General features: G+C 43.5%; 24 protein-coding genes and 2 tRNA genes. 12 read left to right on the top strand and 14 right to left on the bottom strand.

Going from position 1 to position 25,604, the window contains the following annotated elements:
* Positions 1–229 precede the first annotated feature (229 nt).
* From JMX91_RS10340 to JMX91_RS10355, 4 genes are all read left to right on the top strand, one after another.
* Positions 230–919 carry a 50S ribosomal protein L25/general stress protein Ctc gene (locus JMX91_RS10340; protein WP_201548987.1) on the top strand — a complete coding sequence of 230 codons (690 nt, stop codon included), beginning with the start codon at positions 230–232 and terminating at the stop codon, positions 917–919.
* A 177-nt stretch (positions 920–1,096) separates the two neighbouring features.
* Complete coding sequence (gene pth, locus JMX91_RS10345; RefSeq protein ID WP_201548988.1) at positions 1,097–1,678, top strand: aminoacyl-tRNA hydrolase; 582 nt, start codon at positions 1,097–1,099, stop codon at positions 1,676–1,678.
* Positions 1,679–1,778: 100 nt separating this feature from the next.
* Positions 1,779–2,159, top strand: a complete 381-nt coding sequence (gene panD / locus JMX91_RS10350) for an aspartate 1-decarboxylase (protein WP_201548990.1) — start codon at positions 1,779–1,781, stop codon at positions 2,157–2,159.
* A 188-nt stretch (positions 2,160–2,347) separates the two neighbouring features.
* On the top strand, positions 2,348–3,328 hold the full coding sequence (locus JMX91_RS10355; protein WP_201548992.1) for a calcium/sodium antiporter: 981 nt from the start codon (positions 2,348–2,350) through the stop codon (positions 3,326–3,328).
* A gap of 113 nt (positions 3,329–3,441) precedes the next feature.
* On the opposite strand, the gene JMX91_RS10360 is transcribed toward JMX91_RS10355, so the two are convergent.
* The 3 genes from JMX91_RS10360 to JMX91_RS10370 all read right to left on the bottom strand — a co-directional run bounded on the left by JMX91_RS10360 (position 3,442) and on the right by JMX91_RS10370 (position 4,767).
* Positions 3,442–4,104, bottom strand: coding sequence for an RDD family protein (locus JMX91_RS10360; protein ID WP_201548994.1), 663 nt, complete (start codon positions 4,102–4,104; stop codon positions 3,442–3,444).
* A gap of 315 nt (positions 4,105–4,419) precedes the next feature.
* Positions 4,420–4,496, bottom strand: a tRNA-Arg gene (locus tag JMX91_RS10365).
* A 181-nt stretch (positions 4,497–4,677) separates the two neighbouring features.
* Positions 4,678–4,767, bottom strand: a tRNA-Ser gene (locus tag JMX91_RS10370).
* A gap of 351 nt (positions 4,768–5,118) precedes the next feature.
* Here JMX91_RS10370 and JMX91_RS10375 point away from each other — a divergent pair.
* Positions 5,119–5,913, top strand: a complete 795-nt coding sequence (locus tag JMX91_RS10375; protein ID WP_201548995.1) for a hydroxymethylpyrimidine/phosphomethylpyrimidine kinase — start codon at positions 5,119–5,121, stop codon at positions 5,911–5,913.
* A gap of 108 nt (positions 5,914–6,021) precedes the next feature.
* Here the strand turns inward: JMX91_RS10375 and JMX91_RS10380 are convergent, their stop codons facing one another.
* The 5 genes from JMX91_RS10380 to ppx all read right to left on the bottom strand — a co-directional run bounded on the left by JMX91_RS10380 (position 6,022) and on the right by ppx (position 12,026).
* Entirely contained in the window at positions 6,022–6,582 is a 561-nt protein-coding gene (locus tag JMX91_RS10380) for a YggT family protein (RefSeq protein WP_224737825.1), read from the bottom strand.
* A gap of 128 nt (positions 6,583–6,710) precedes the next feature.
* Positions 6,711–7,544 (bottom strand): pyrroline-5-carboxylate reductase, encoded by an 834-nt coding sequence (gene proC / locus JMX91_RS10385; protein WP_201548996.1) that lies wholly within the window; start codon positions 7,542–7,544, stop codon positions 6,711–6,713.
* 177 nt (positions 7,545–7,721) lie between these two features.
* Positions 7,722–9,290 carry a tRNA lysidine(34) synthetase TilS gene (tilS, locus tag JMX91_RS10390; RefSeq protein WP_201548997.1) on the bottom strand — a complete coding sequence of 523 codons (1,569 nt, stop codon included), beginning with the start codon at positions 9,288–9,290 and terminating at the stop codon, positions 7,722–7,724.
* Positions 9,291–9,479: 189 nt separating this feature from the next.
* Complete coding sequence (locus JMX91_RS10395; RefSeq protein WP_102078709.1) at positions 9,480–10,283, bottom strand: acetyl-CoA carboxylase carboxyltransferase subunit alpha; 804 nt, start codon at positions 10,281–10,283, stop codon at positions 9,480–9,482.
* A gap of 177 nt (positions 10,284–10,460) precedes the next feature.
* Entirely contained in the window at positions 10,461–12,026 is a 1,566-nt protein-coding gene (gene ppx, locus JMX91_RS10400; RefSeq protein WP_201548998.1) for an exopolyphosphatase, read from the bottom strand.
* Between the two features lie 460 nt (positions 12,027–12,486).
* On the opposite strand from ppx, the gene JMX91_RS10405 reads away from it, so the two are divergent.
* Positions 12,487–12,822 carry a DUF962 domain-containing protein gene (locus JMX91_RS10405; protein WP_227679381.1) on the top strand — a complete coding sequence of 112 codons (336 nt, stop codon included), beginning with the start codon at positions 12,487–12,489 and terminating at the stop codon, positions 12,820–12,822.
* Positions 12,823–12,984: 162 nt separating this feature from the next.
* Here JMX91_RS10405 and hemL read toward each other — a convergent pair whose 3' ends face one another.
* Complete coding sequence (hemL, locus tag JMX91_RS10410) at positions 12,985–14,286, bottom strand: glutamate-1-semialdehyde 2,1-aminomutase (RefSeq protein ID WP_201549000.1); 1,302 nt, start codon at positions 14,284–14,286, stop codon at positions 12,985–12,987.
* A 106-nt stretch (positions 14,287–14,392) separates the two neighbouring features.
* Positions 14,393–14,746, bottom strand: a complete 354-nt coding sequence (locus JMX91_RS10415; protein WP_275950121.1) for a zinc ribbon domain-containing protein YjdM — start codon at positions 14,744–14,746, stop codon at positions 14,393–14,395.
* Positions 14,747–15,060: 314 nt separating this feature from the next.
* On the opposite strand from JMX91_RS10415, the gene JMX91_RS10420 reads away from it, so the two are divergent.
* Positions 15,061–15,813, top strand: coding sequence for a YgfZ/GcvT domain-containing protein (locus tag JMX91_RS10420; protein WP_201549003.1), 753 nt, complete (start codon positions 15,061–15,063; stop codon positions 15,811–15,813).
* A gap of 91 nt (positions 15,814–15,904) precedes the next feature.
* A complete protein-coding gene (locus JMX91_RS10425; protein WP_201549005.1) occupies positions 15,905–17,230 on the top strand; it encodes a D-amino acid dehydrogenase in 1,326 nt (441 codons plus the stop codon).
* A gap of 89 nt (positions 17,231–17,319) precedes the next feature.
* On the opposite strand, the gene JMX91_RS10430 is transcribed toward JMX91_RS10425, so the two are convergent.
* Positions 17,320–19,524: a molybdopterin oxidoreductase family protein gene (locus tag JMX91_RS10430; protein ID WP_201549007.1), complete on the bottom strand. Its 2,205-nt coding sequence runs from the start codon at positions 19,522–19,524 to the stop codon at positions 17,320–17,322.
* 64 nt (positions 19,525–19,588) lie between these two features.
* On the bottom strand, positions 19,589–20,287 hold the full coding sequence (locus JMX91_RS10435) for a TetR/AcrR family transcriptional regulator (protein ID WP_201549009.1): 699 nt from the start codon (positions 20,285–20,287) through the stop codon (positions 19,589–19,591).
* A gap of 210 nt (positions 20,288–20,497) precedes the next feature.
* On the opposite strand from JMX91_RS10435, the gene JMX91_RS10440 reads away from it, so the two are divergent.
* The 4 genes from JMX91_RS10440 (at position 20,498) to JMX91_RS10455 (ending at position 24,233) form a co-directional block, all read left to right on the top strand.
* On the top strand, positions 20,498–21,739 hold the full coding sequence (locus JMX91_RS10440; protein WP_201549011.1) for an NADH:flavin oxidoreductase/NADH oxidase family protein: 1,242 nt from the start codon (positions 20,498–20,500) through the stop codon (positions 21,737–21,739).
* A gap of 433 nt (positions 21,740–22,172) precedes the next feature.
* Positions 22,173–22,376, top strand: coding sequence for a CsbD family protein (locus JMX91_RS10445; RefSeq protein ID WP_057758006.1), 204 nt, complete (start codon positions 22,173–22,175; stop codon positions 22,374–22,376).
* 738 nt (positions 22,377–23,114) lie between these two features.
* On the top strand, positions 23,115–23,774 hold the full coding sequence (locus JMX91_RS10450; protein ID WP_201549013.1) for a hypothetical protein: 660 nt from the start codon (positions 23,115–23,117) through the stop codon (positions 23,772–23,774).
* A gap of 84 nt (positions 23,775–23,858) precedes the next feature.
* Positions 23,859–24,233, top strand: a complete 375-nt coding sequence (locus tag JMX91_RS10455) for a hypothetical protein (protein ID WP_201549014.1) — start codon at positions 23,859–23,861, stop codon at positions 24,231–24,233.
* Between the two features lie 142 nt (positions 24,234–24,375).
* On the opposite strand, the gene JMX91_RS10460 is transcribed toward JMX91_RS10455, so the two are convergent.
* Together JMX91_RS10460 and JMX91_RS10465 are read right to left on the bottom strand one after the other, a co-directional pair.
* Positions 24,376–24,687, bottom strand: a complete 312-nt coding sequence (locus JMX91_RS10460; RefSeq protein ID WP_201549015.1) for an NGG1p interacting factor NIF3 — start codon at positions 24,685–24,687, stop codon at positions 24,376–24,378.
* A 37-nt stretch (positions 24,688–24,724) separates the two neighbouring features.
* Positions 24,725–25,357: a DNA-3-methyladenine glycosylase gene (locus JMX91_RS10465; protein ID WP_201549016.1), complete on the bottom strand. Its 633-nt coding sequence runs from the start codon at positions 25,355–25,357 to the stop codon at positions 24,725–24,727.
* Between the last annotated feature and the right edge of the window lie 247 nt (positions 25,358–25,604).

A 25,604-nucleotide genomic window follows, 5' to 3' on the forward strand; every position in this document is an offset into this window, starting at 1 on the left:
CGTTGTTTTTATTAGGCTAGCACTATCAAAAGTGCTGATCATGCTTAACAGCAACCATCGTTATGGTAATTATCATAGCGAGCGCTGCTATAAGCAAATGGCTAAGCTTAGACATTATGAGGTTTATTCGTAATGATAATATTAGCTATCATCACGTATTAGTGGATTGGTCGCAAATCCACTTTTTTATGACCAGACACTTCATCATTTTTTTTATAGGATTATATCCATGAGCATTAATCATTTTGAACTAAAAGCCGTTGATCGTTCTGCTGAACTACAAGGTAAAGGTGCGAGCCGCCGCCTACGTAAGCAGAACCTAGTTCCTGCTATCATCTATGGTGGTAATGAAGAACCAACAGCTATCTCTATCAAGCTTAACGAACTAGTAAAATCACTAGAATTCGAAGCGTTCTTCTCACACATCTTGACTATCAATGTTGATGGTGAAGAGCATCAAGCAGTCATCAAAGACTTGCAGCGTCATCCTGCTAAAGGTTTCCCAATGCATGCTGATTTTCAGCGCATTGTGAAAGGTCAAAAAATCCACATGAATGTTCCTGTGCATTTCTCTGGCCGTGAAGAAGCGCCTGGTACTGCTGCTGGTGGCGTATTGTCTACTCTAGTATCTGACATCGAAATCATCTGCCTACCATCTAAACTTCCTGAATACCTAGATGTAGACGTTTCTGGTATGGAAATCGGTGATTTGTTCCGTCTATCAGACATCGAACTTCCTGAAGGTGTTGTGATTCATGAGCTTGAGCTAGAAGATGGCCATGACCGTACTATCGTTAACATGCAGCCACCTACTGTTGAAGAAGTTGATGAAGATGCTGAAGACGTTGATGCTGATGAAGTACCAGCAACTGAGCAAAACGCTGAAGTTGACACTGAAGAGAAAGAAGACGACGAGTAAGATACACTTTCTATGTAGCGACTCATATTGCGCTATGTAGTAACAGACTCGTTTAGTCAACAAAACAGCAGGTGATTTAAAATCTCCTGCTGTTTTTGTAAGTAAGGTTTGAAAATACACAGTTTTCTCAAATTTAAAGCCTTATCTCTATTTATCGTATTCAAGCAGGGTGTTTTTATGGCCATAAAGCTTATTGTCGGTCTTGGTAATCCTGGTCAGCAGTATATGTTCACGCGTCATAATGCTGGGTTTTGGTTCGTTCATCATTTGGCACAGCAGTTCAATATCACGCTCGCCCCTGACAAGAAGTTTCATGGGGTGACAGGACGCGGGCAAATTCATGGGTCTGACGTGCGTCTACTGATGCCGCTGACGTTTATGAATAAATCTGGTCAGTCAGTCGTGCCTATGGTAAATTTTTATGGCATCAAAAACGACGAGCTATTGATTGCTCATGATGAGCTCGATATCCCAGCGGGCAGCATCAAGCTCAAAACCGATGGCGGTCATGGCGGTCACAATGGTCTGCGTGATATTACACCGCACATCGGCAATGACTTTCATCGTCTGCGCGTGGGTATTGGCCACCCAGGTCACAAGTCCAAAGTTAGTGGACATGTCCTCTCAAAAGCGTCACCCGATGAGCAAATCGCTATCGATAGCGCACTGACAGCAGCTTTTGAGGCGTTACCCCTGTTGATGAGCGGCGATACTGAGAAAGCCCGCTCACAAATTAATGGCTTTAAATTACCTGAATAATATAGCCTCATTATAAAAACGGCCTTTTATTTTGGTAGTTTTGTCCCCATTAACCTTTTGATTTAGTTATTTAATATCAGTTACGCTAAGGAAGCAACCTATGCTACTTAATATGCTTAAATGCAAATTACATCGTGCTCGTGTTACCCATGCTGAACTTCATTATGAAGGCTCATGCGGTATCGATGGTGATCTACTTGACCTTGCTGGTCTACGTGAAAACGAATCTATCGATATCTATAATGTGACCAACGGCAAGCGCTTTCGCACCTATGCTATCCGTGCTGAAGCAGGCTCTGGTATTATCTCATTAAATGGTGCTGCAGCTCATATGGCAGATTTAGGTGACATCGTCATTATCTGTGCTTATGCCCAGTTTGATGAAGTTGAAGCATCTACCTACCAACCAAAACTTGTCTACTGTAATGAAGACAACACGGTTAAAGACACAGCAAATATCATCCCTGTACAAGTTGCTTAATATGACAGGATGATAAGGTTTTGGTTAGATCAAGAGAAATATCAAACTAGAGCGTTGATTTAACTCTGGTTATTACCAAAAACCTCGATGCTAAAATGAAAGCTGAATCTTTGTGTCGATTCAGCTTTTTTTGTGCCAGTTTTATTTATCAAGTTCATCACTTTTATTATCTATAAGGAAACATACTGATGTGGTTGGCAGTGATTGCAATACTGATTGGGTTAGCAATTTTAGTTTGGAGTGCCGATGTCTTTATTGATGGGGCGACAGCACTAGCAAAGAAGTTTAGCGTGCCAAGCTTCTTGATAGGTGTCTTAATACTGGGTATCGGCACATCAGCCCCTGAAATGGTGGTGTCAGTATTGGCCGCAATTGAAGGCAGCCCTGAGCTGGCTTTGGGTAATGCTTATGGCTCAAACATCATCAATATTGCCTTGGTACTCGGTGCAACCGTACTGATTAGCCCTATTATCATTCGTAAGGGCATCGTAAAGCGCGATCTACCTCTATTACTCCTAATCACTGCTACAGCGGCGTGGCAGCTGCGTGATGGCGTGTTGAGCCAAGCTGATGGTATTGTGCTACTGATACTCTTGGTTGTCGTCTTAGCGATACAGATCGTACTGAGTATCCGTGAAGGGTATCATGAGCATGAGGATGATGTGATTATTGAGAGCACTGATCCAGATCACATAGAGCCAAGTATGGCGCGTGGTCTTGTCAGCTTACTTATCGGTATGCTGATGCTGGTCATCAGTTCACGTGCCATCGTCTGGGGTGCGGTCGAGCTGGCAACGCTGTGGGGGCTCAGTGAGCTTATCATTGGATTGACGATTGTCGCTGTTGGCACCTCATTGCCCGAGCTGGTATCGAGCTTGTCAGCGGCGCGTAAAGGCGAGCATGATATGGCGCTGGGTAATATCATTGGCTCAAATATCTTCAACACGTTAGCCGTTGTCGGTTTGGCAACCGTGATTGCCCCTATTACCGCTGATCCCATTATTTTTTCACGCGATGTGATGGCAATGGGAGTCTTGACGATATTGCTAGTGACACTATGCGTATTTGCCTTTAAAACAAAACGCCAATTCGGTCGTACGTCAGGTGCCACATTGGTGCTGTTCTTTATGGGCTACACCGCATGGCTGATCCAAAGCGTCAGTATGTAACCAGACTTTTTCTTATACCATCCAATTTTCGATAATTTGGATAGTATCGTTTCAAACGGTCTGTTTAGGGTTCAGCAAAAAGACGATATATTGGATGATGTTACGGTTTTTTGTTACGGTTTTTTGTTACGGTTTCTAAAGCCGCGCCATAACCCTTCATGTGCCACTTTTGGCATTTTTAGCGTAATGGTATTGGATAGCATGTCTTGTACTGCCAGACCGCGAGGGTTGAACAGACAGAATACATAGTTAAATACCAATCCAAGGAACGCGCTGGCAAGTAAGGCGGCGCGTGACCCATCGACTAAACTACCGATAATGCCAAAAAGTAATGGCATCAAACAAGCTGACAAGATACGTTTGAACGACTGCCCCCATGTTAGCCATTGACCAGCATCATTGATAGTCTTCAATCGCCATGTCTGCATTCCCAATGTCTGCCCGCCACGGCGCCAAAATATGCCATAGAATGCGACCAACGTCAGTACAAACGACGGCGTCATAATGGCGTTTTGGTACCATAGCGGTAGCGACTGGGCCTGCGATGACTCAGTCCCTGTCTCCATCGTTAGAATCGTTCCCACTACCGTCAGTATCGTTCCCACCAAAAACAACAATGCCAAAATCAGCATGCCATCATAAAGAATCGCCACGACACGAATCATAGGCTTAGCGATGGTTGGCTCTTCGTTAGGATCTTGCTGTACAGGCGCACTCGATTGGGGCTTTGATTTACGAGTCGTTTTTGACGGACGTTTAGATGGACTTTTTGACATGGTACAAGCTCATAGCAAGCAGTGAATAATAACGCTATTGTACCGTAAATGGTGAGGCTATCGTACATTATCCTAGAGGACATCTTAGATGGCCTAACATCGTAGATGACTGTCCAATATTATAGATTGCTCTCCAATATCGTAGATGGCTCTTTAATATTATTAGTTGGCTATCCAATCATGTTATACACAGAAGATGATCGTAGAATAAATAAGTAGAAGGGTAAAAGCTACAGACATAAAAAAACCGCCAATTGTCATAAGACAGGCGATTATTTTAATGTTTTATCAGCTTGTATTAAGCTATTATGCAAATGGTGCGCCTGGAGAGATTCGAACTCCCGACCCCTTAGTTCGTAGCCAAGTGCTCTATCCAACTGAGCTACAGGCGCGTATTTTGCACTTTATCCACTGCGAAGATAATATCTTTTGCAGTAAATTAGGTTGGTCATTATATAGATAATATCGCTTGTGTCAACATCTTTTTTAATTAAAACAAATTATTTTTTGAATTAATTATTAAAATGTTTAACGCAGTATATTGCGTTATTACTCTAATAACAACTGAATAAATGGCGGTGAAGGAGGGATTCGAACCCTCGATACGCTTACACGTATGGTTCCTTAGCAGGGAACTGGTTTCAGCCACTCACCCACTTCACCTAACGATTCAAGACATTTATAAAATTTCTATAAACATAGTATTGATGCTAACAATACGTCTCATGTCGTGGGCGAGTATTATAACAAAGCCAAAACGAATTGCAAGCATTGTCTACAGATTTAATGAGGCTTTTATCAAAATTATAGATATAAGTACTTATATTGCATTTTTATACGGAAAATTGCGACCTATCATTGCTAAATATAACAACTAAACTGCTCACTAATATTAGGTCTACTCACTCTACCGTCTTGCACCTCATCCACAAGCATAAGACTATGATAGATTTTTTAGTAGTAGGTGGCTATAGTATTTATCACTTACTTTAAAATATCTCAAAAGGAGCTGTTATGCGACCTGTCGTACTGTGTTTTTCAGGATTAGATCCTTCAGGCGGTGCTGGATTACAAGCGGATATCGAAGCCATTGGACAGTCAGGGGCACATGCAGCCATCACGTGTACGGCGGTCACTATCCAAAGCTCACAGCAGGTGTTTGGCTTTGAGGCTTGTGCGGCATCATTGGTAAAAGCTCAAGCTACTGCAGTACTTGATGACTTGCCTGTTAGTGCTATCAAATCAGGTATGCTCGGCACCACTGATAATATCGCAATGTTGACCGAACTATTTGCTGATCAAGTTATCGATAATGATACGCCATTTGTCTTAGACCCTGTACTAGTCGCAAATAGCGGTGGTAGCTTGGGCGATGAAAAAACTCTGGTTAGCGCTTTTAGACAACTGCTGCCCTACGCCACTTTAATCACTCCAAATACTCATGAACTACGAGCGCTTAGCGGTGAGCAAGACTTGCATGTCGGTGCACAAAAGCTATGTGCTCAAGGTACTCATGCCGTACTGGTAAAAACCTCACATGATTTTGATAGTGGTGATATCGAGCAGTACTTATATATACAGGGCGAAATGGTCCATAAAAGTACCTTGCCGCGCTTAGATGGTGAGTTCCATGGCTCAGGATGTTCACTTGCCAGCTTCATCGCTGGACGCTTGGCAATGGGCGATGCTCTCATTGATGCTGTGCAAGCGGCCGACAGTTGGATTACCCAGACATTGCGGGCAGCTGATGCACCCCATCCTGATGATACTCAAGCTCAGCTCATACCTAATCGCTTTGTTCGTTTTTAGCATATTTACAAAGCCATAGCTTACCCAAGTAACAGACGCAAAAAAGGCGCTCTATATTTTTGTAGAACGCCTTTTTCATGACAGTTTTCAGACTTAATTCTATTAGGATTAACCCAAGGTTGGCAACACACTCGCAGCCAAGCCACCGATAAATATCTCCAACAAATAAAATGCTAAGAAAGCCACCATTGGCGATAAGTCGAGCATACCTAAATTCGGCGTGATACGACGAAACGGGGCCAAAATAGGCTCAGCCAAATTGATAATAATGCCAATAATCGGATGCTCAGATCTGGTAAACACCACAATCCAGCTAACGATAATAGAACCAATCACTAAATAGCGACACATGCGTAAAAAGTCTAACAGTAAGCTAGTCGTACCTGTAAAGAATAGCGGTACAGGGGCAATACCTTTATGCGTCAATGCGGCCTTTCCAGAGATGTCGATTAGACGAATCAAAAACATTAGTACGATAGCGGCAATACTAATACGACCCTGCGCGACAGTCGGGAAAATACGCCCAAACACATCGACGATATGCGTTGCTTTATAAGCAGGTGCAATCATCGGATTGCTCGCATCCATCCCTGCAAACTGCAACATAAAACGAATAAACACCAGCATCATAGCGAATGTGGTGACCAAATCAAAAATTTGAAATAACATGTTGTTCATGAAGTGCTACTCAATGTGACATTATTAACAGATTCTAGGATGACAAATGTCATTATCAGATGCTGATGATTACATAAGGTGTGTCGTCAGTTATCACTCACAGCACACCTTGTTAGTGTTTACTTACTCATCTCTTCACTTAACGCTTGGCTACGAGCATAGCAAGCTTGCATGGCCTCGCTGATTTGACGACCAATCTCATTGGCTTGCATTGACTCGACCGCTGCCTGAGTAGTACCGTTCGGCGAAGTCACTTTACGGCGCAGTTCAGCTGGTGCATCATCACTATTCATCGCCATTTTTGCAGCACCTAACATGGTTTGCATAGCAAGCGCTGAGGCTTGTTCTTTATCCAGCCCTAATGCAACTGCCCCATCGACCATCGATTCGATGAAGTAAAACATATACGCTGGCGCTGAACCTGATACGGCTGTAACGGCATGCATATGCTCTTCGTCATCGACCCACATAACCAAACCTGAGGCTTCCATAACGGCTGTTGCTAGCTGCTTCTGTTCTGCTGAGATACTGTCTGTACCGTAGAGGCCAGTCGCACCCATCTGAATCATAGAAGGCGTGTTTGGCATTGCACGGACAATATTGCTATAGCCGCCCAACATGTTTGATAAAAGATCAGTCGACAAACCTGCCGCTACTGAAATGACCAATTGATTGTCTAGTACATCAGCAAAAGCACCAACGACCACCTTCATCATTTGGGGTTTTACGGCGAGCACCACGATATCCGCACCGATCACAGCAGACTTTGGATCAGCCATTGGATCAACAGTATTTAGGCCTTTGGCGGCTAATTGCTCACGTGCATCGCTGCTAGGATCGGCGACCGTGATTAGATTTGGTTTGATGCCGCAACCCACAAGCCCGCTAATGAGCGCTTGTGCCATGTTTCCGCCACCAATAAAACTGATTTTTTTATTATCTAATATCGACATACTTGTCTCCTAGTCACAAAATTCAAAGGTATTCAACTTAACATACTGATATATAAAACGACACTCAGTTTATCATACTGCCACTACCACCGTTTGATAAATTCAAAATGTCGCGCCTGACATCAACCTGATAAAAATCAATGAGTCAACCAACGGATATTAAACTTTTGACGCTTTCTATTTTAGACTAAGCTCACTTGCAATGTACTCAGCCAATTGATTGCTTTTAGCATCGCTATCCATCTGCTCAGAACTCAAAAGCCAACTCTCAAATGGCAATGTTAGTAATAGAGGAATATCAGTTTGTATGTCGCTTCCATTTTCAGATTTTTTTATAAAGGTGATGCTAACTACCATTAAGCTGTCTCGCAGCCATATTGGAATCCCAAGCGTTTGATACAGTTTTTTGCCTGCTTGTGGGCGCGCAGCCATCTCGGTCTTTAACCGTTGCATACGGTCTAACGGTGCTACTTTTAACACTATCTGTTGTACTACACAGTCCGTACTATTTTCTAGTAATCGTAACAGCGCGTCTCCCATCACTCGTAATTGCCAAATGCAGTCATTACTGCTGCACAAGGTGACTAATTCGAAGCTACTATCAGCTGAATTATTCTTAGACAAACTCAGTCTAGATAATGGTAGCACCTGCTCGGTCAGTGGTAGCTTCAGCCAAGACAGCCACTCGCTGCTCATACGATAGAGCTGCTGACGATAGCGGCGAATGGTATAAGATGCTTTACGACCTTGCCAAAACAGTTCTGTTTGATGATCTTGGTCATCACGTTGGCTTAGAGTTAACACATCATCGACGAGTTGCTTAGCAGGCGGTAGCGGCTCATCTTGACCGAGCCAATAGTGCAATAATTGCCGCTGACGATACATGGGTAGCTTTTGCAACGCATCAATATTTAATACACGCTGTGCGGGTGAAAATTGCAGGTCTGTATTTTCTGTCTGCTGCATATCCTGCATAGCTTGAGCATTGACTGTTTCCTGTGCATCACTTAATAGCTGCGCACTACGAGCAATATTATCAATGACATTGGGATTGTATGTAGCCAGTATTGGCATGATATCGCGGCGTAGGCCACTACGTACGTTGTCGCCGCTGTCATTAGTAGGATCATTTATATAAGGCAACTCTAAACGCTTAGCATAGGCGCTAATATTGGCTCGTCGTATCGTGAGCCAAGGTCGCCACAGGACATTGCGCTGCCCGCCTTGTCTTCGCACACGCCACGGCTGCATACCAGACAGACCATTGACTCCAGCACCTTGAATTAATCGCATCAATACGGTTTCAGCTTGGTCGTCAGCATGATGGCCCAATAGCAAAACATCACCTTGATTGATATGTGCGCGCATTACCTCATAGCGAGCTTGCCGTGCTGCCTGTTCATCATGACCGTTTACTTGCGCACGTAATATATAACACGGTATTTTTTGAGCCTCTGCCCAATCAGCGACATGGGCTGCCCAAGCGCTACTGTCTGCTTGTAATCCATGATCGACATGTAACAGCTGCGGCAGACATGGCAATCTACCTTGTCGATAGAGCTGCACACACAGCGCCGCAAGTGCCAATGAATCACGCCCACCACTACATGCCAGCCAAAGACGACGACCATGCAACTGATCACTATACTCAGACATACTGCTCACTAATGCGGTTGCTAGTGTCTTATCAACTGGCAAATCGGCAATTGATTTAATAGGATGTGAGATAATTGCACTGCTGGTCATATTCAGCCTTATTTTTAGTTACGTTAGGTGCTTTATGTTAGGTGCTGTACATAGCAACAGTAATAGTAACAGCCAAAAAAAACGCGCCATTAAATGACACGTTTTTATTTTAGCACTAAGACTCAGACTCTAATATTAAAAGCCACGCATTTGTGATGTTTAATATTAGGTTGGTACAGTATTAGCCAACTAGGCAGGCAACATCACTTCTGAATTGAAAGACTTTAGCTTTTCATAACGTAGCTCACAACGCTCTTGAGGATCTAAATCTTTGATTTCATCAAGCTGCTCAGTAATCAGTGCTTTTAGTGCATTCATTACAGGTTGTGGCTGCACATGTGCGCCCTCGCCTTCTTCGATGACAGCGTCAATCAAACCCATTTGATAAAGGTTAATGGCGTTTAATTTTAGTGCCTCACTAGCGTCTTGTGCTTTTTCAGCAGTTTTCCAAAGAATAGAAGCACAACCTTCTGGCGAGATGACTGAGTAAATGCTATTTTGTAGCATATTTACTTTATCACCAACACCAATCGCTAATGCTCCGCCTGAGCCACCTTCACCAATGATAGTCACAATCACAGGCACTTTCAGACTAGAGAACACAGCGATGCTTTCTGCAATCGCTTGTGCTTGTCCGCGCTCTTCTGCACCGATACCAGGATATGCGCCTTGGGTATCGACAAAGGTCATCACAGGAATGTTAAAGCGCTCAGCCATTTTGACCAAACGAATCACTTTGCGATAGCCTTCAGGATTGGCCATACCAAAGTTATGAGCAATACGCTCACGAGTGCTACGACCACGATGCTGACCAATTACCATCACAGGCTGACCATCAAAACGTGCAAGACCACCCAAAATGGCTTTGTCATCGGCAAAAGCACGGTCGCCATGCAACTCGTCAAATTCGGTAAAAAGCTGATTAACATAGTCCATAAATAATGGACGCTTGGCGTGTCGTGCAAGCTGCACACTATCCCAGACAGTGCTCATAGACGCTTCCCTTTAATAATTATACTTAATGTATTTATGTTTAAGAATAATATCGTTATCCGTATTCAGATAATGAAAGTACAGTTGTAAACTCAATAGGAGCTATAGTAGCACATCTTAAATAGCATGACATTATCGACAACGCCGCTTTTGTTACGTTAATCTTTAACTCAATACTTACAATGGTAACTGCTCAACCTCTGGAGTCTCGGCCTCTTGAGCTTCAATCACACTAAGCTGTACGCCCCACTTAGCAAACTGGTCAATCTCAGTACGCAAATCTGCCAGCAAGAAAGCATAATGCTCACTGCTATCCGCTAAAGTGATTTGCCAGCTGTTTTCAGCGACTACCTTTAGTTCTAACTCTGGTAGCGCATAATCACTGCGGCTATGATGCGCTAGTACGGCAAGGCGTAACAGTAAGCAGAGATACACTAGCTGGTCACCACCAATCTGACAAGTCTGCTCTAGCATATCGGCTTTGAGTTTGCGGCGATGATTAAGCATCAACTGCGCCATGCGTTTTTGATCAACTTGCGAAAACCCTGGAATATCAGAGTATTCAAGTAAATATGCGCTGTGCTTGTGATAACTACTATGACTGATTGCCAGCCCTATCTCATGCAAGAATGCAGCACGTCTGAGCAAGTCGCAATCATCATTGGACAGCGCAAGCTTGTCTTTTACTTGTTCGAATAAATGGCGACTGGTCTTGACCACTTGCTTGGCTTGCTTTTTGTCCCCTGAGTAACGCTTGATTAAGGCTAATACACTGCGGTCACGCACATCTTCACTAGCAAAACGACCAAGCATATCGTACATAACGCCTTCACGTAACGCACCATCTGAGTAGGTAATGGTCTCAACGCCCAGCACTTTCATTACCGCGCGCAGCACTGCCACACCAGCAGGAAATACGGCCTTACGATGTTCTTTGACGCCTTCTAACTCGATATCATCGATATTGCCAATTTTGATCAGCAATTTCTCTAATTTTTTTACACCTTTATAGGTAATGCGTTCTTGCTCATCGGCCCAACCTTTTGATACTAGGACATTACGCACCGCTTTGATTGTACCGCTTGAGCCAACCACGCTACTCCAGCCTGTCTTTTGATAACGACCGTTAATCGCTAAGACTTCTTTACGTGCACCTGAAATTGCACTATTAAAAGCTTCTTTGGTAATCAGACCATCAGCGAAGAATTTTTGGGTAAAAGAAACGCAGCCCATTTGTAAGCTTTCAGTCAATAATGGATCGAAATTTTGACCAATAATAAACTCTGTCGAACCGCCACCAATATCCATAACCAAGCGTTTATCACTACTCTCATTGGTATGCGAGACACCCAAATAAATCAATCGCGCCTCTTCGCGGCCCGCGATAATCTCAATCGGTTTTGGCAGGATTTTATTGGCACGGGAAATAAAGTCGTTGGCGTTTTTGGCTTGACGCAACGCATTGGTCGCGACCACACGAATCCGCTCTGGCGGTACTGAATCCAAGCGCGCCACAAAGCGGCTTAAACAATCAAGACCGCGCTGCTCAGCGGCTGCGCTTAGAATATTATTTTCGTCCAAACCGGCGGCGAGCTGTACCTTTTCAGACATCGAGACTACTTTTCGCACTTCCCCATGGTCAAGACGAGCAATAGCTAAATGGAAACTGTTGGAACCAATATCGATGGCTGCCATCATTTCATCATCGCCAATTGGCGGATTCGTAAGGTAGTCAATAGGCATAGGACAAGTCGTCACCGTGTTAGAGAGAGTGGATAGTTTACCAAAATCACGTGCTATATAGTTATAAAATCACATGTATAGAAAAAAGTAGTAACCACAAAAATCAGGGCAATTTTATCATTAAAGCATTTATGCCAAACACTCGCAAGCGATGCAAAACTGTAGCGGGGACATCGAAGACCACCCTATCAGCTGACAGGTATCGGCTCAGCATCTAGCGCTTGTGTTACACATATCGGTTTGCTACATTGAAAGCTATCAATATCATGATAAAAAACCGTTATTTACAGCTCTTTTATCCGTATAATTTACTTCGAAAGCCACCAGCTAATCGGTTAAAAATCATTTGCAATTAGTAGTTATCAAACCCACCAGCAAGGAAGCTAGTCATATGAATCAGATCACGACAAAAGACGCAACCCAAAATACTGAGACCCCTATCAGTAGCGCTAAAAAAGACATGGTAAAAACTGAAAATTCACCTAAACAGGCATTTTATGATTTTTACTTAGATGAGCATCAAAACATGGCCTGTCGCCGCCTACATTTCGCAGGTAGTAGCTTTGGCTTATTAGGACTGGCAAAGTCTGTCAAAACTGGCTCAGCCAAACCTTTGGTAAAGGGCATTGCCGCTGGATATGCCTGCGCATGGGTTGGACACTTTTTCTTTGAAAAGAACAAACCCGCTTCTTTTAAGTTTCCGTTAAAAAGCTTTGTCAGCGATTTTCGTATGTATAGCGATGTGCTACGAGGCAATCTGAGCTTGAGAGATCGCAAGTTTGATAAAGCACGATAAAGTGTAGTCGCCATATAAATTAAATGACACACTTTGTATTCTTCCCAATACGATTATAAATAAGATATCGATAAACAAAAAAAACCAGCAAAGATCACAGGATGATCTCGCTGGTTTTTTAAGCTTTAACTTTTTAGTTAGCTAATAACTTACATGGCTAAACTATGCATTTGCCATCTCTGCAAATATCTCATCAGCAGCGCTAATTGACGCCTCGATATCTTCATTGCTGTGCTTGATGGACATAAAGCCCGCTTCATACGCAGACGGCGCCAAGTAGATACCGCGATCGAGCATACCATGGAAGAAGGTATTGAACACCTCCATGTCGCACTCTGTCACATCATCAAAGTTACTTGGGGTTTTGGTATCAGCGTCTTTGACAAAGAACATACCAAACATACCGCCCAATTTATTGGTGCGCAGATTGATGCCATGCTTATCCGCCGCCGCTTGGAAGCCATCGACCAGATGATCGACTTTGGCAGCTAAGTCTTCGTAAAAACCTTCTGCTGTTAAGTCTTCAAACATCGCAATACCAGCACGCATGGCGAGCGGGTTGCCTGATAACGTACCAGCTTGATAAACGCCACCAAGCGGTGCGATGCACGACATGATTTCTTCTTTACCGCCAAACGCACCAACTGGTAGACCTGCACCGATGATTTTACCAAAACAGGTCAAATCAGGCGTGATACCGAAGTGTGCCTGCGCACCGCCCAGACCCACGCGGAATCCTGTCATCACTTCATCAAAAATCAATACTGCGCCATTGTCCGTACACTGGGCACGCAACGTATCATGAAACTCTTGTGTTGGGATTACCATATTCATGTTGCCAGCGATCGGCTCTAAAATCACACAAGCAATCTCGTCGCCCCATTTTTCAAAGCAGTCTTTGATCGCTTGTGGATCATTATAAGGAATCGTGATTGTGTGCTTCGCAAAATCGGCTGGTACGCCTTTAGACGTTGGCTCACCGATATCGAGCATACCTGAGCCTGCTTTGACAAGCAGACTGTCTGAATGCCCATGATAGCAGCCTTCGAACTTGACGATTTTGTCACGCTGAGTATAACCGCGTGCCAAACGAATCGCACTCATGGTCGCCTCAGTCCCCGAGCTGGTCATGCGAATCATCTCAACGCTCGGCACGAGCTCACAGATTTTATCAGCGACCGTGGTTTCAAACGGCGTTGGTGTTCCAAAGCTTAAGCCATCATCGGCGGCTTGTTTGACAGCGTCGATGACTTTTGGATGCGCGTGACCCAAAATCATTGGGCCCCAAGAACCCACATAATCAATATAGGCATTGTCTTCGGTGTCATAAATCTTGCTACCATTGGCGCGGTGCATAAAAATTGGCGTACCGCCGACCCCTGAAAAGGCGCGGACGGGTGAATTAACGCCGCCTGGAATATGTTTGCGGGCTTGCGCAAAAAGCTGTTCGTTTTTAGTACTCATAGCTATTCTCTATATATAGGTTTTATATTGTGTCAGTTCTGTATTTTCTAAATGTCGTCAGTCTTATATTTGTTTATTATCGAATCTTTCAAGACATTTTCACAATTTACGCTTTTTTGACGACAGAAGATTTGAGCTTCATTGGGCCATAGCCGTCAAGTTTACAATCAATATCGTGACCATCGGTTGCGTCTGGCAATAGGCGAATACTTTTCGCTTTAGTTCCAACTTTAATGACAAGTGAAGAGCCTTTGACCTTTAAATCTTTGATCACAGTGACCGCATCGCCGTCCTGTAACTCATTGCCAACCGCATCACGAATGACGGCATCTTGCTCTTCCGCTTGTGCCGCATTCGTCTCAGCCGCCGTCCACTCGTGAGCGCACATCGGACATACCAGTAACGCACCATCTTCATACGTATATTCAGCATCACATTTCGGGCAATTTGGTAAGCTCATCATATCCTCGGCAGTCATCAGACGTTGGGTTTATTGTAGAGCGGACATTGTACCGTAACTCGCCATTTTTAACCAATTTGTACCGTTGAAAATGGCGCACTACGCCCAATTTAATGCTTAACCCACACTGAAGCGCCCCACTTATTGATGACGTTTTTGTGACACCATTTTTGTGGTACTCTTCTTAACCTTATTGACATTTTTGCTGACACGTTCTGTCAGTAACAACAGCGTCTATATTAAAGCGCACCTATAACTTTTATCGCTTCGATTTCATCTATATATTTTAATTATTAAGCAGAAGGATAATAACAATGACTCAGTCTCCAAACCCCTCAGCATTGCCGCAGTTTTCGCAGTTGACCATTCAAGGTGAGGATGCCGAAAAATTCTTGCAAGGGCAATTGACTTGTGATGTCACCAAACTTGGGCTTAGCTATCAGGCAGCCGCTATTTGTAATCTAAAAGGTCGGATCGAATTTGGTATTTGGATCAAAAAACAAGCCGAGAAGCACTATGATGTGGTCATCAGCAGCGATTGTGCAGATGGCTTACAAGCTCATTTAAAAAAGTTTGGCGCGTTTTCTAAATTTGATACCAGTGAGTCGATCGCGATTTATCCGTGTGTGTTAGCAGACGAACCAACCTTTAGCCATAAGGACGATCACAATACCGCTAAAGACACGCAGGATTGGATGGCGTGCAGTATCGCCACTGGTAACTATTGGATTGTCGCGGCGACTCAAGGCGAGTTCCAACCGCAAGAGCTGCGCCTGCATCAGCGCGGCGGTATGGACTATGATAAAGGCTGCTACTTGGGTCAAGAAGTCATCGCCCGTATTTATTTTAAATCAGCGCCAAAAGCGTTTTTGCATTATATCAAAGGCACAGGCGCGCTCCCCGCAGCAGGCGACAAACTCGATAAAATCCAAGTGGTGAATGCGATAGAAAATGACAATGGCTTTACTGCCCTTATCGTTGCTCGTCCTGAACACTTGGCAGAAAGCGATTTGAGCATATTGGACTTGCCAGCTGTCCTACAAGTAGATGTCGCACGCCCGAAATAAAAGCACATCGAATCAGGCAGGCGACGCAGCAAAGGTGATGGTCGTTTAATACAGCGCGACCGTCATGATTAACATGAGCATAGAGAATCCTATGACACATATTGCGGTACTCGGAGCAGGTGTGGTGGGCGTGACCACTGCATGGTATCTACGTCAGGCAGGCTATGATGTGACTGTGATTGAGCGCGAACCAGCGGCAGGTATGCAGACATCATTTGCCAATGGCGGTCAAATATCTGTCTCGCATGCTACGCCTTGGGCCAATCCTGCGACCCCGATGAAAGCGCTCAAGTGGCTGTTTAAAGAGGATGCTCCGCTACTCTATCGCTTGCGTGCGGATAAAGCGCAGCTCAAATGGGCCATGCAATTTTTACAAGAGTGCCGCGCCGATAGAGCCGATGCCAATCTGGTGCAAATGGTGCGCCTAGGTCTATATTCAAGAGATACCTTACAACAGCTGCGCGCGGATATTGACATCAACTACGAGCAGCAAACACGCGGTATCATGCATTTTTATACCAATCAGGCAGAGTTTGATGCGGCTATCGAACCAACTGAACGCATGCAAGCGCTTGGTTGTGAGCGCCATGTGATTGATATTAACAATGCTGTCAATTTAGAGCCAGCGCTTTACCCAATTGCGCATAAGCTCACTGGCGCGACTTATACCAGTCGTGATGAGTCTGGCAATGCGCATCTATTTACCCAACGATTGGCACAGCGCTGTATCGATGCTGGCGTACAGTTTTTATATGATACCGAAATTTTAGCGCTCAATACCGATACCGACTCTGCGCGTCCGCATTTACACAGTATTACCATCCGTCCAAAAGGCGAAAATGCGCAGACCTTCACGGCTGATAGCCATGTGGTCGCGCTTGGCAGCTATAGCGTACCTCTGCTAAAACCTTTGGGCGTCCATGTACCTATTTTTCCGGCAAAGGGATACTCGGCTACCTATACGGTGAATCCGCGCGCACCCCACTTAGCGCCTTTTGTCAGTTTGATTGATGATGAATTCAAACTGGTTACCTCACGACTGGGTGACAAATTACGTGTTGCTGGCACAGCTGAATTTAATGGCTATAATTTAGACTTAAATGCTACGCGCTGTGAAGCCATCACTCGGCGTGTGCAGCAATTATTTCCGAAAGGCATTATTGCAAACTCGGTGCAATATTGGACAGGACTGCGCCCGATGACCCCATCGAACGTGCCCCTAATTGGACGCGCACACTGTGGTCAAGTCAAACATGGTAGTCATAACGCTTCAGCCACTTTTGATAATTTATGGCTCAATACAGGGCATGGTACCTTGGGATGGACGCACTCTTGCGGCTCTGCAAAAGCCCTTAGTTTGCTAATCCAAGGCGAAACCCCTAATGTCGATTTTGATTTTATCGGTATGAGCGTTTGATCAGCTCAGCGATGTATTCAGATTGCAAAAAAAAGGCGCTCACTTTACGTGAACGCCTTTTTTATATTTCTACAAATATATGATTAACTTTATGCTAGTGCGCCTTCTGCTACAGTCTCTGTAGCAGTAGATAAACCATCTACACCCATATCCAATGCTTCTAGTTCTAGTTGCACAGGCACACCATTAACGGCGGCATTACCACTCAACTGATCAATCAACGTCTCATCAGTCAAATCATTAACACTAACACCTGCATGCGCTTGCGCAATCTTTTGCTTCACCCCTTTACGACCGTGACCAAAGCCGTGCGGAATACTGACCACTCCTGGCATTAGCTCATCCGTCACTTCTGCTACAATGACCACGCTACCTACTCGAGAAGTTACTCTGACATCTTGACCGTCTGCAATACCATGTTGCGCTGCTGTTTGCGGATGCAGCATCAATGTACAGCGAGATTTACCTTTTACCAGTCGATGGCTATTGTGCAACCATGAATTGTTGCTACGTACATGACGTCGGCCGATTAGCAAAATCTCATTACTGTTGTACTGCTGTACCATCTCTTTGACACGTGCCAAATCTGACTGATAAAAATCAACATGAAGATGAATTTGTTTATCGGCGTGTTTAATGGCCTCTGGCAACATACGATGCAACGGACCCAAATCGATACCATGTGGGTTTTCGATCAGTGCTTCAAATGTCACCTCTTTATGAGGTCCATACTTTAGACCTTGCTCTAACAAGAACTTAGGACCAAAGGCTTTCGTCGCGGCACGTTCTTTTTGCGTCGCTTCTGGCGCGTCTTTGTCTAAGCGGTCAGCCAATCCTAAATAAATCTCCCAGTCATGCTTGGTATCGTCAGTTTTATCAAACAAAGCAGGCGAATATTTGGCGACATTGTGCACGGCAAAACCATTAAAAGTAATGTCATAATGGTCGCGCTCTAACGGCGATACAGGTGGCAGAATAATATTGGCATGGCGACTGGTTTCAGTCACAAAATAATCAAGCGAAACCATAAACTCTAACTGAGATAATGCTTCGTCCAATTTTTCGCCATTTGGGGTACTCAGAACCGGGTTACCAGCGACCGTAACGAATCCTTTTAACTGGCCTTCCCCTTCGACCAACATCTCATCTGCCATCGCAACCACTGGATACTCACCATTAAAATCTGGCAAGTTACTGACGCGGCTGTGACGTTTACCCAAATAGCCTGGGCCTGAGCTGTTCACAACATCGACAGCAGGATTTGGGAACATGAGTCCGCCCACTTCATCTAAACGACCCGTGACGATATTGATGACCATAGATAGATATTGGCTGAGCAAACCAAACTCTTGCACTGAGATGCCCATACGGCCATAACAAACTGAGCTTTCCGCTTCACAAAACTCTTTGACGATACGTTTGATTTCGGCTGCGGTAATACCCGTGATGTCTGCAACTGACTCAGGCGTGTATTGTTCAGCAAACAAAGCAAGTCGATCGATCTCAGGTGCCAAGGCTGCCACTCTAGTATCGAGCTTGGCATAACCCTGCGTATAGATTTCATTGAGCATGGCCAATAGCAGCAATACATCCGTCGCTGGACGAATAAAGTGGTGCTCACTAGCGATGTCGGCAGTTTCGGTACGTCTTGGATCAACCACTACTACCTTGCCATCGCGCGCTTTGATATCTTTTAGCTTTTGGCGCATGTTGGGCGCAGTCATGATACTGCCGTTAGAAGCCAGCGGATTGCCACCGATGATCAGCATGTATTGCGTGTGATTGACGTCAGGAACTGGAATACGCAGCATATGACCAAACAGATGCATGCTAATAATATGATGTGGCAGCTGGTCGATAGAAGTGGCAGAAAAACGACTGCGCGTCTTTAAACTGGTAAGCAGTTGTTTGATGGTCAACATACCGCCCATATTATGTACATTAGGATTACCCAAATAAACACCCAACGCATTTTGACCATACTTTTGCTGTATGGATTGAATACCTGCAGCAACTTTATCCAACGCTTCTGGCCAACTAATAGATTTCCAACCGTCTGCCGTTCTCTCTACCGGCTGACGCAAACGGTCAGGATCTTCATGCAAATCTTGCAAAGCAGTGGCTTTCGGACAAATATAGCCTTGTGAAAAGGGATCGTTTTTGTCCCCTTTAATCGACAAGACTTTTTCGCCATCATGTTTTATTTCGACGCCGCACATTGCTTCGCACAATGTACAAGTTCTAAAATGCGTTTGCGTTTCGCCTAACGTTGGTGCAGCCGTGGTTGTGGCCATAGTCACTCTCCCTGTTGTGTTTTTTTGTTCTAGATTTCATGACAATAATTTTTGCTTATTATCACTACTGACTAGTATTGCTTCCGTGCAAAAAATTGGCGAACAGTGCATCAAAGCTGATACTCAACGTGGCAATCGCTTGTTGTCTTGAGTAACGCTGCTGATGACAGCCCAATATCAACTCATGTACTTGTGCCGCCGCCATATCGACGCATAGATTGACAGCACTGCGCTCGCAAGTACGATTGGATAACTGTAATCCCTGAATAAATATCTCTGTCCATTCTTCTTGTATTTCAGTAATCAGATTGCCCAGTCCGTTATTCAATGATGACTGGTTTTCTATACTGTCACTAAATCTAGGACGATCTTCGAGCAAGTGTTGAAACAGTGCGATATTCTCAAATGCAGAATCAAAGATCATAATCAGACATTGTCGACATTGCTGATTAAACTGATCTTTACTCAACACATCATAATCTTTGAGCATATTGACCCATGCCAGTCGCATCGGTGATAGATAATTGTCTTTTAGTTGGGCGCTCAGCTCATTTTGTAACGTCTCTAGGCTCTCAAAATGATTGTAAAAACTGGGTTGGGCAATACCTGCACCTTTGGCAACTTTATTCATGCTCATGCCCTGAGCACCTTCCAAACTATACAACCGCAAGGCACTTTTTAATAACGCACGCCGAGTCTTAGCTTTCGCCAGCTCACGTTTAGATTCTACTGGAACTGTCAAATCTTGCGCTAATACATTCAATGCAGAGGTTTTCCTATTCAATAGATAATTATATCGACACACCAGTAATTTACCTTAGGTGCTATTATGCCAAAAAAATGTGATGATAATGGTCAATTACCGACAGCGAATATTTTAGCTATAAGGTTATAGTCATTTAAACCATATGTCTATAGCCAAACCCATAGTAGAACTCATGCTTCACAAAACAACCATTTCTAGGCCACTATCATGACATCACCTATATTCTCGCCTTTAGTGCTGCCTTGTGGCGCTACATTACCCAATCGCTTAGCGAAAGCTGCCATGGAAGAAAACATGGCTGATGTCGGTCAAATTCCTGGCCCTACTCTGCTCCGTCTATACAAAAACTGGGCCGAAGGCGGGACAGGTCTGTTAATCACCGGAAACGTGATGGTAGATGGCCGCGCTATGACAGGGCCTGGTGGTGTCGTATTAGACAAACACAGTGAGATAGCGCCTTTTAGAGCATGGGCAAATGCTGCCAAGCACAACAATACACAGGTTTGGATGCAGCTCAATCATCCTGGCCGTCAAGTATATGCTGCCATGGGCGGCGATGTGCTGTCACCTTCTGACGTGGCAATTGACTTGGGTAAGCACTCTCATCTATTTGGCAAACCACGTGCGATGACTCCGCAAGATATTGAACAATTGATCCAGCGGTTTGCCGATAGTGCCCTAAAAGCAGAACAAGCTGGCTTCGATGGCGTGCAAATTCATGCCGCCCACGGCTATCTAATTTCTCAATTTTTATCACCGCTTACCAATAAACGTAAAGATGAATACGGCGGCTCGGTTGAGAATCGTATGCGACTATTGATCGAAGTAATCAAAGCCGTTCGCGCTCAAGTTGTGCCTACCTTTGCAGTCGCTGTTAAGATAAACTCCGCCGACTTCCAGCGCGGAGGATTTGATGCAGATGATGCCAAAGTGGTTATTTCAGCGATGAATGAATTGGCCGTAGATTTGGTTGAACTATCAGGTGGCAGCTACGAAAGCCCAGCCATGCAAGGCAGCACAGCAGATGGTCGCACGTTGCAACGAGAAGCGTACTTTTTAGACTTCGCAAAAGAGATTGCTCAAGTCGCTACCATGCCTATCATGACGACAGGTGGCGTTAGACGATTGACTGTCGCAGAAGATGTACTGGCGCAAGGGATTGACGTGGTTGGTATGGGAACCGCATTAGCCATGAACCCTGCTCTACCGAATGACTGGAAAAATGATAGTACGCTTAGTGCTCACAATCCTGTGGTACGCTGGAAAGATAAAACCTTAAGTGCAGTTGCTACAATGGCCGTCATCAAGCGACAATTACAACGCATGGGACAAGGGAAATCGCCCAAACCAACTGCCTCGCCAGTTTTCTCATTGATTGCTGATCGTATACGAATAAAAAAACTCACCAAACGCTATCATCACTATTTGAATAAATATTCGACGAGATAGTTTTTAATCAATTTCAAAGACAATAAAAAAGCAGCTACTCTATTTTTGAGTATCTGCTTTTTATCTACATAAGTATTTTTGAATAATAATATATTTTTTAATATTCATATAAAAAACAAGTTCATAGAAAAAATTATTATCACGCACAATAGACGCAATTTACGTGGCACTACTACAGCAGCCCTGTATATAACACTTAGTAAACGCTCACTATAATTAAGTAACACTATAAACATAGCATATACAGACAGCTGAATTGAAAAGTCCTATATTTGATCTCACAAGATATTTGGAACCAATCCTTTATCCTTGTGCAATACAATTAGAATAAAAACTAAATAGTAGTATCAGTAATCGATATCGCAAAATAAGCATTAAAATAGTGATTAAGAAATAAATCAAACACAATAAGTTCAATAAAAGGAATAATACAATGAACGAACATACTCTAAAAGGCGAATGGAACCAAATGAAAGGTTCAGTTAAACAAAAATGGGCTGAGCTAACAGACGACGATCTTACCCATATCGAAGGTAGCCGTGACAAACTAGTAGGCCGTGTACAAGAGCGTTATGGTCATGCCAAAGAAGACGCAGAGCGTGAAGTAGACGACTGGCGTGTAGAAAACAAATATTAATATATTCATTGCATGCTTATTCGCCACATAATAACTGTACTAAATAAACTAAAAAACCGCATAGAAATATATGCGGTTTTTTTATGGCAGATTTATACTGTACAGATAAGCTGTTGGAGAAATAAATTACCATTCTCCAGACACGATAAAACCGCATAGCAATCAATTGTTATGCGGTTTTATTGTTAACTATCCATGTTACCTATCACGACTGCTTTTCATGCATCCTTGCATAAATATTCAGTATATTGTGATACTGGGCATCCTGCCCTTTTTACTACACTACAGCTTCAGTATTACTTGCTGCTATTAGCAAAGGGACTGTGTCCTTACTTCAATCGCTATTGTCATCCTGACGCTAGTTATCGAATCATTATCCTTAATGCGGTCAACTCAATCCTTGAGTCACATTCCCTAATGCCGTGTAACTATAATGCCTAACTCTCACTCTTATGTTAAGTCGCGTAAACGTCATTGTGTGTAAGCATATGCTTACAACAATCTATTTTACTTGCCACAATTATTACAACTTATTAACGCAAATGACACCTAGCGCAAAGTTTTGTGCTCTATTATAGACAATGTAAGGAAATATTTCAAAAAATAAATTACTAGAAATACTTATTAACTACGATCTAATTTAGTTCGCCAGAATACTTTTAAAATCTTATAGTTATAGCAGATATAGATATTTCCAACATATATCGCCTACTTAATACCATCATAGGATATTGCCTCATGAAAACGATAAAACCCTTCTCTATTAAGGCCATTGTATCTACTGGTCTTGTCGTCGCGTTATTAGGTACGACAGTGAGTTGTGCGGTTGTAGGCTCAGGATATGACAATCAGCCCGTATATCGTGGTGATAATAGCCAAAACAATAATTTTAATCGCGTAAGTCAGCAGCTTCGACAAGACTTGCGCCGCAAAGGCTATCAGGTTATAGATATCAGAGCTGATAGTTACCGTGGTGATCGAGCTCTTACGACTTATGCTAAAAAGAACAACCAGGCCTACGAGCTAAAATATACTTACCCTGCCCTAAGACTCATCAGCTCAAGCAAAAAAGCATGGCCAGATAACTGGGACAATAATAAGTCGCAAAATGATAATAGCCGCTATAAAGAAAACAAGCATCAAGATAATTATCAGAATGGTCAGCGCTATAAAAAAGGCGATGTCGAAAACACTATTAAAAGAGAATCACGTTACCCAGCTATCAAACGCCGTGCTATCAATAAAGTAAGAGCGATGGGCTACCGTGTCGAAGATATCGAGCTTGAAGAAAAAAACAAGCGCGGCGTCTTCGAGATTGAGGCCAAACGAGGTTCGCAGAAGTACGAAATACTATTAAGTTATCCAAATTTAGATGTGATCAAAGTCAGAAAAGATTGATCGCTTTAAGCATTTTCAGCTAATGACCTCGGTACATTTAACTTTTACCCATATTGAGCAACGATATATTACTAGGAAATCATTATGAAGACTCTATCATTTGCAACATTAAAAACGGTAGCGACTGGCAGCATAGTCGCAACTTTATTAGCAGTGACCACAGGCTGTGTGACTGCGCCGAATGGCTACAATGGCTATGACGACCTTTACGAGCACTCTCATAAGGACAATAAAGGCCATAAAAAACACAAAGACAAAAAGAACGACAAAGACAGCTATGTCTCCGTTGTCGAGCAACGAGCTGCTAGTAAAGTCCGTAGCATGGGATACCGTGTCAAAGACGTCAAATATAAAAATGGTGATCGTAAGATTAAGATAAAGGCTGAACGTGGACGCGATGATTATAAAATCGAGCTAGGCTACCCAAGCTACAACGTGATTAAGCTTAAGAAAGATTAATCGATCATTAAGCTCTGATATTCACTGTTACTACTCAGTTGAAATATCAAAAATTTTATAACCAAATAAGTCATTAAGTGGCTTATTTGTTTTTTTTATGAGAAGTCTTACACTCCATAAGCTAATATCTTTCTATATAAAACTAAAAATCCAAGACTTTTATCACATCATAAGCTGGCGTTTCATAGGGGTGTGCCTCTTTTAACGCGGCAATGGTAGCATCGATAAAAGCTTCATCTACCACCATTTCCACTCGCCACTCATCGACCGTTTCTAAACTATCGTGACGACCGATATGCGGCGTACTACCTGATAGTGGCATAAACTGACCGGCTCCTTGTACCTGCCAACAGCATTGCTCATAGTTTCCAATCTTCCCAGCGCCAGCAGCAAACAGAGCAGATTTTACTTGTTCTAACGCTGCATCAGGAATGAAAACGGTCAACTTATACATAGGTTTACCTCATAGAATGGTTTTGAGTCTCAACCTGCTAGTTCTTAGATAAGGAAGGGTGATCAGTCCATATATAACGTAGCAGCCAGTCTTTGGCATCACCTGCATAATCAATACCAATACGTGGACGTAGTGATACAGGTGGCTGGCAGCCATCATCTTCTATCCAAACTTCGGATGTCGGCGAAACAGGTTTGCCATATAAATCGCGATCAATCTGCAAGCGTTTGGTCAATTTACCAGGGCCTGCGAACTGCTTAGAATGTGTAAATTGCTTATCTGGACTGAGTTGTTGCTCTTCGATCAGACGGTCACTATCATCGGTCAAAAACCCAGCGCGGATCAGCACCGATTCAGGTGACTCTACAGCACCACTAATCAAATTTAGCATATGATGCACGCCATAGGTCAGATAGACATAGAACACGCCACCTTGCTCATACATAATCTCTGTGCGCGCCGTTCGAGTACCTGCATGTGAATGGCAGGCGGGGTCATCTTGACCAATATAGGCTTCTGTCTCAGAAATACGCATTCGCAAAACTTTTTCTGATCCGTCGCTGTCGATCAGCTTTCTACAAACCACCTTACCCACCAAATCAGCGGCCACCACACAGGTTGGACGCGTAAACCAAGCTGGCTCTAAAACAGTTGATGAAGCAGTAGACATTAGCGAAACCTTTTCTTATTTTTATGGTCTAATTGATATGAGTAAGTACTAACAAATTAGCATAAAAGTAAGACAAGGTATCGAGGACAGTGTTGGCGCTATGTTTGATTTTTTATACGAGTTAAATGATAAGCCTATGGCTGAAGAGTGATACTGTTGATAAATGGATAGGAATTATAGTCTGTTATAAGTGGTTCCATTATAGTGGTCTATTTTAAGTAGTCTGTTAATAGGTTTGGAGGGTAAA

The organism is Psychrobacter sp. Pi2-1 (genome assembly GCF_904846645.1).
Lineage (GTDB): Bacteria > Pseudomonadota > Gammaproteobacteria > Pseudomonadales > Moraxellaceae > Psychrobacter.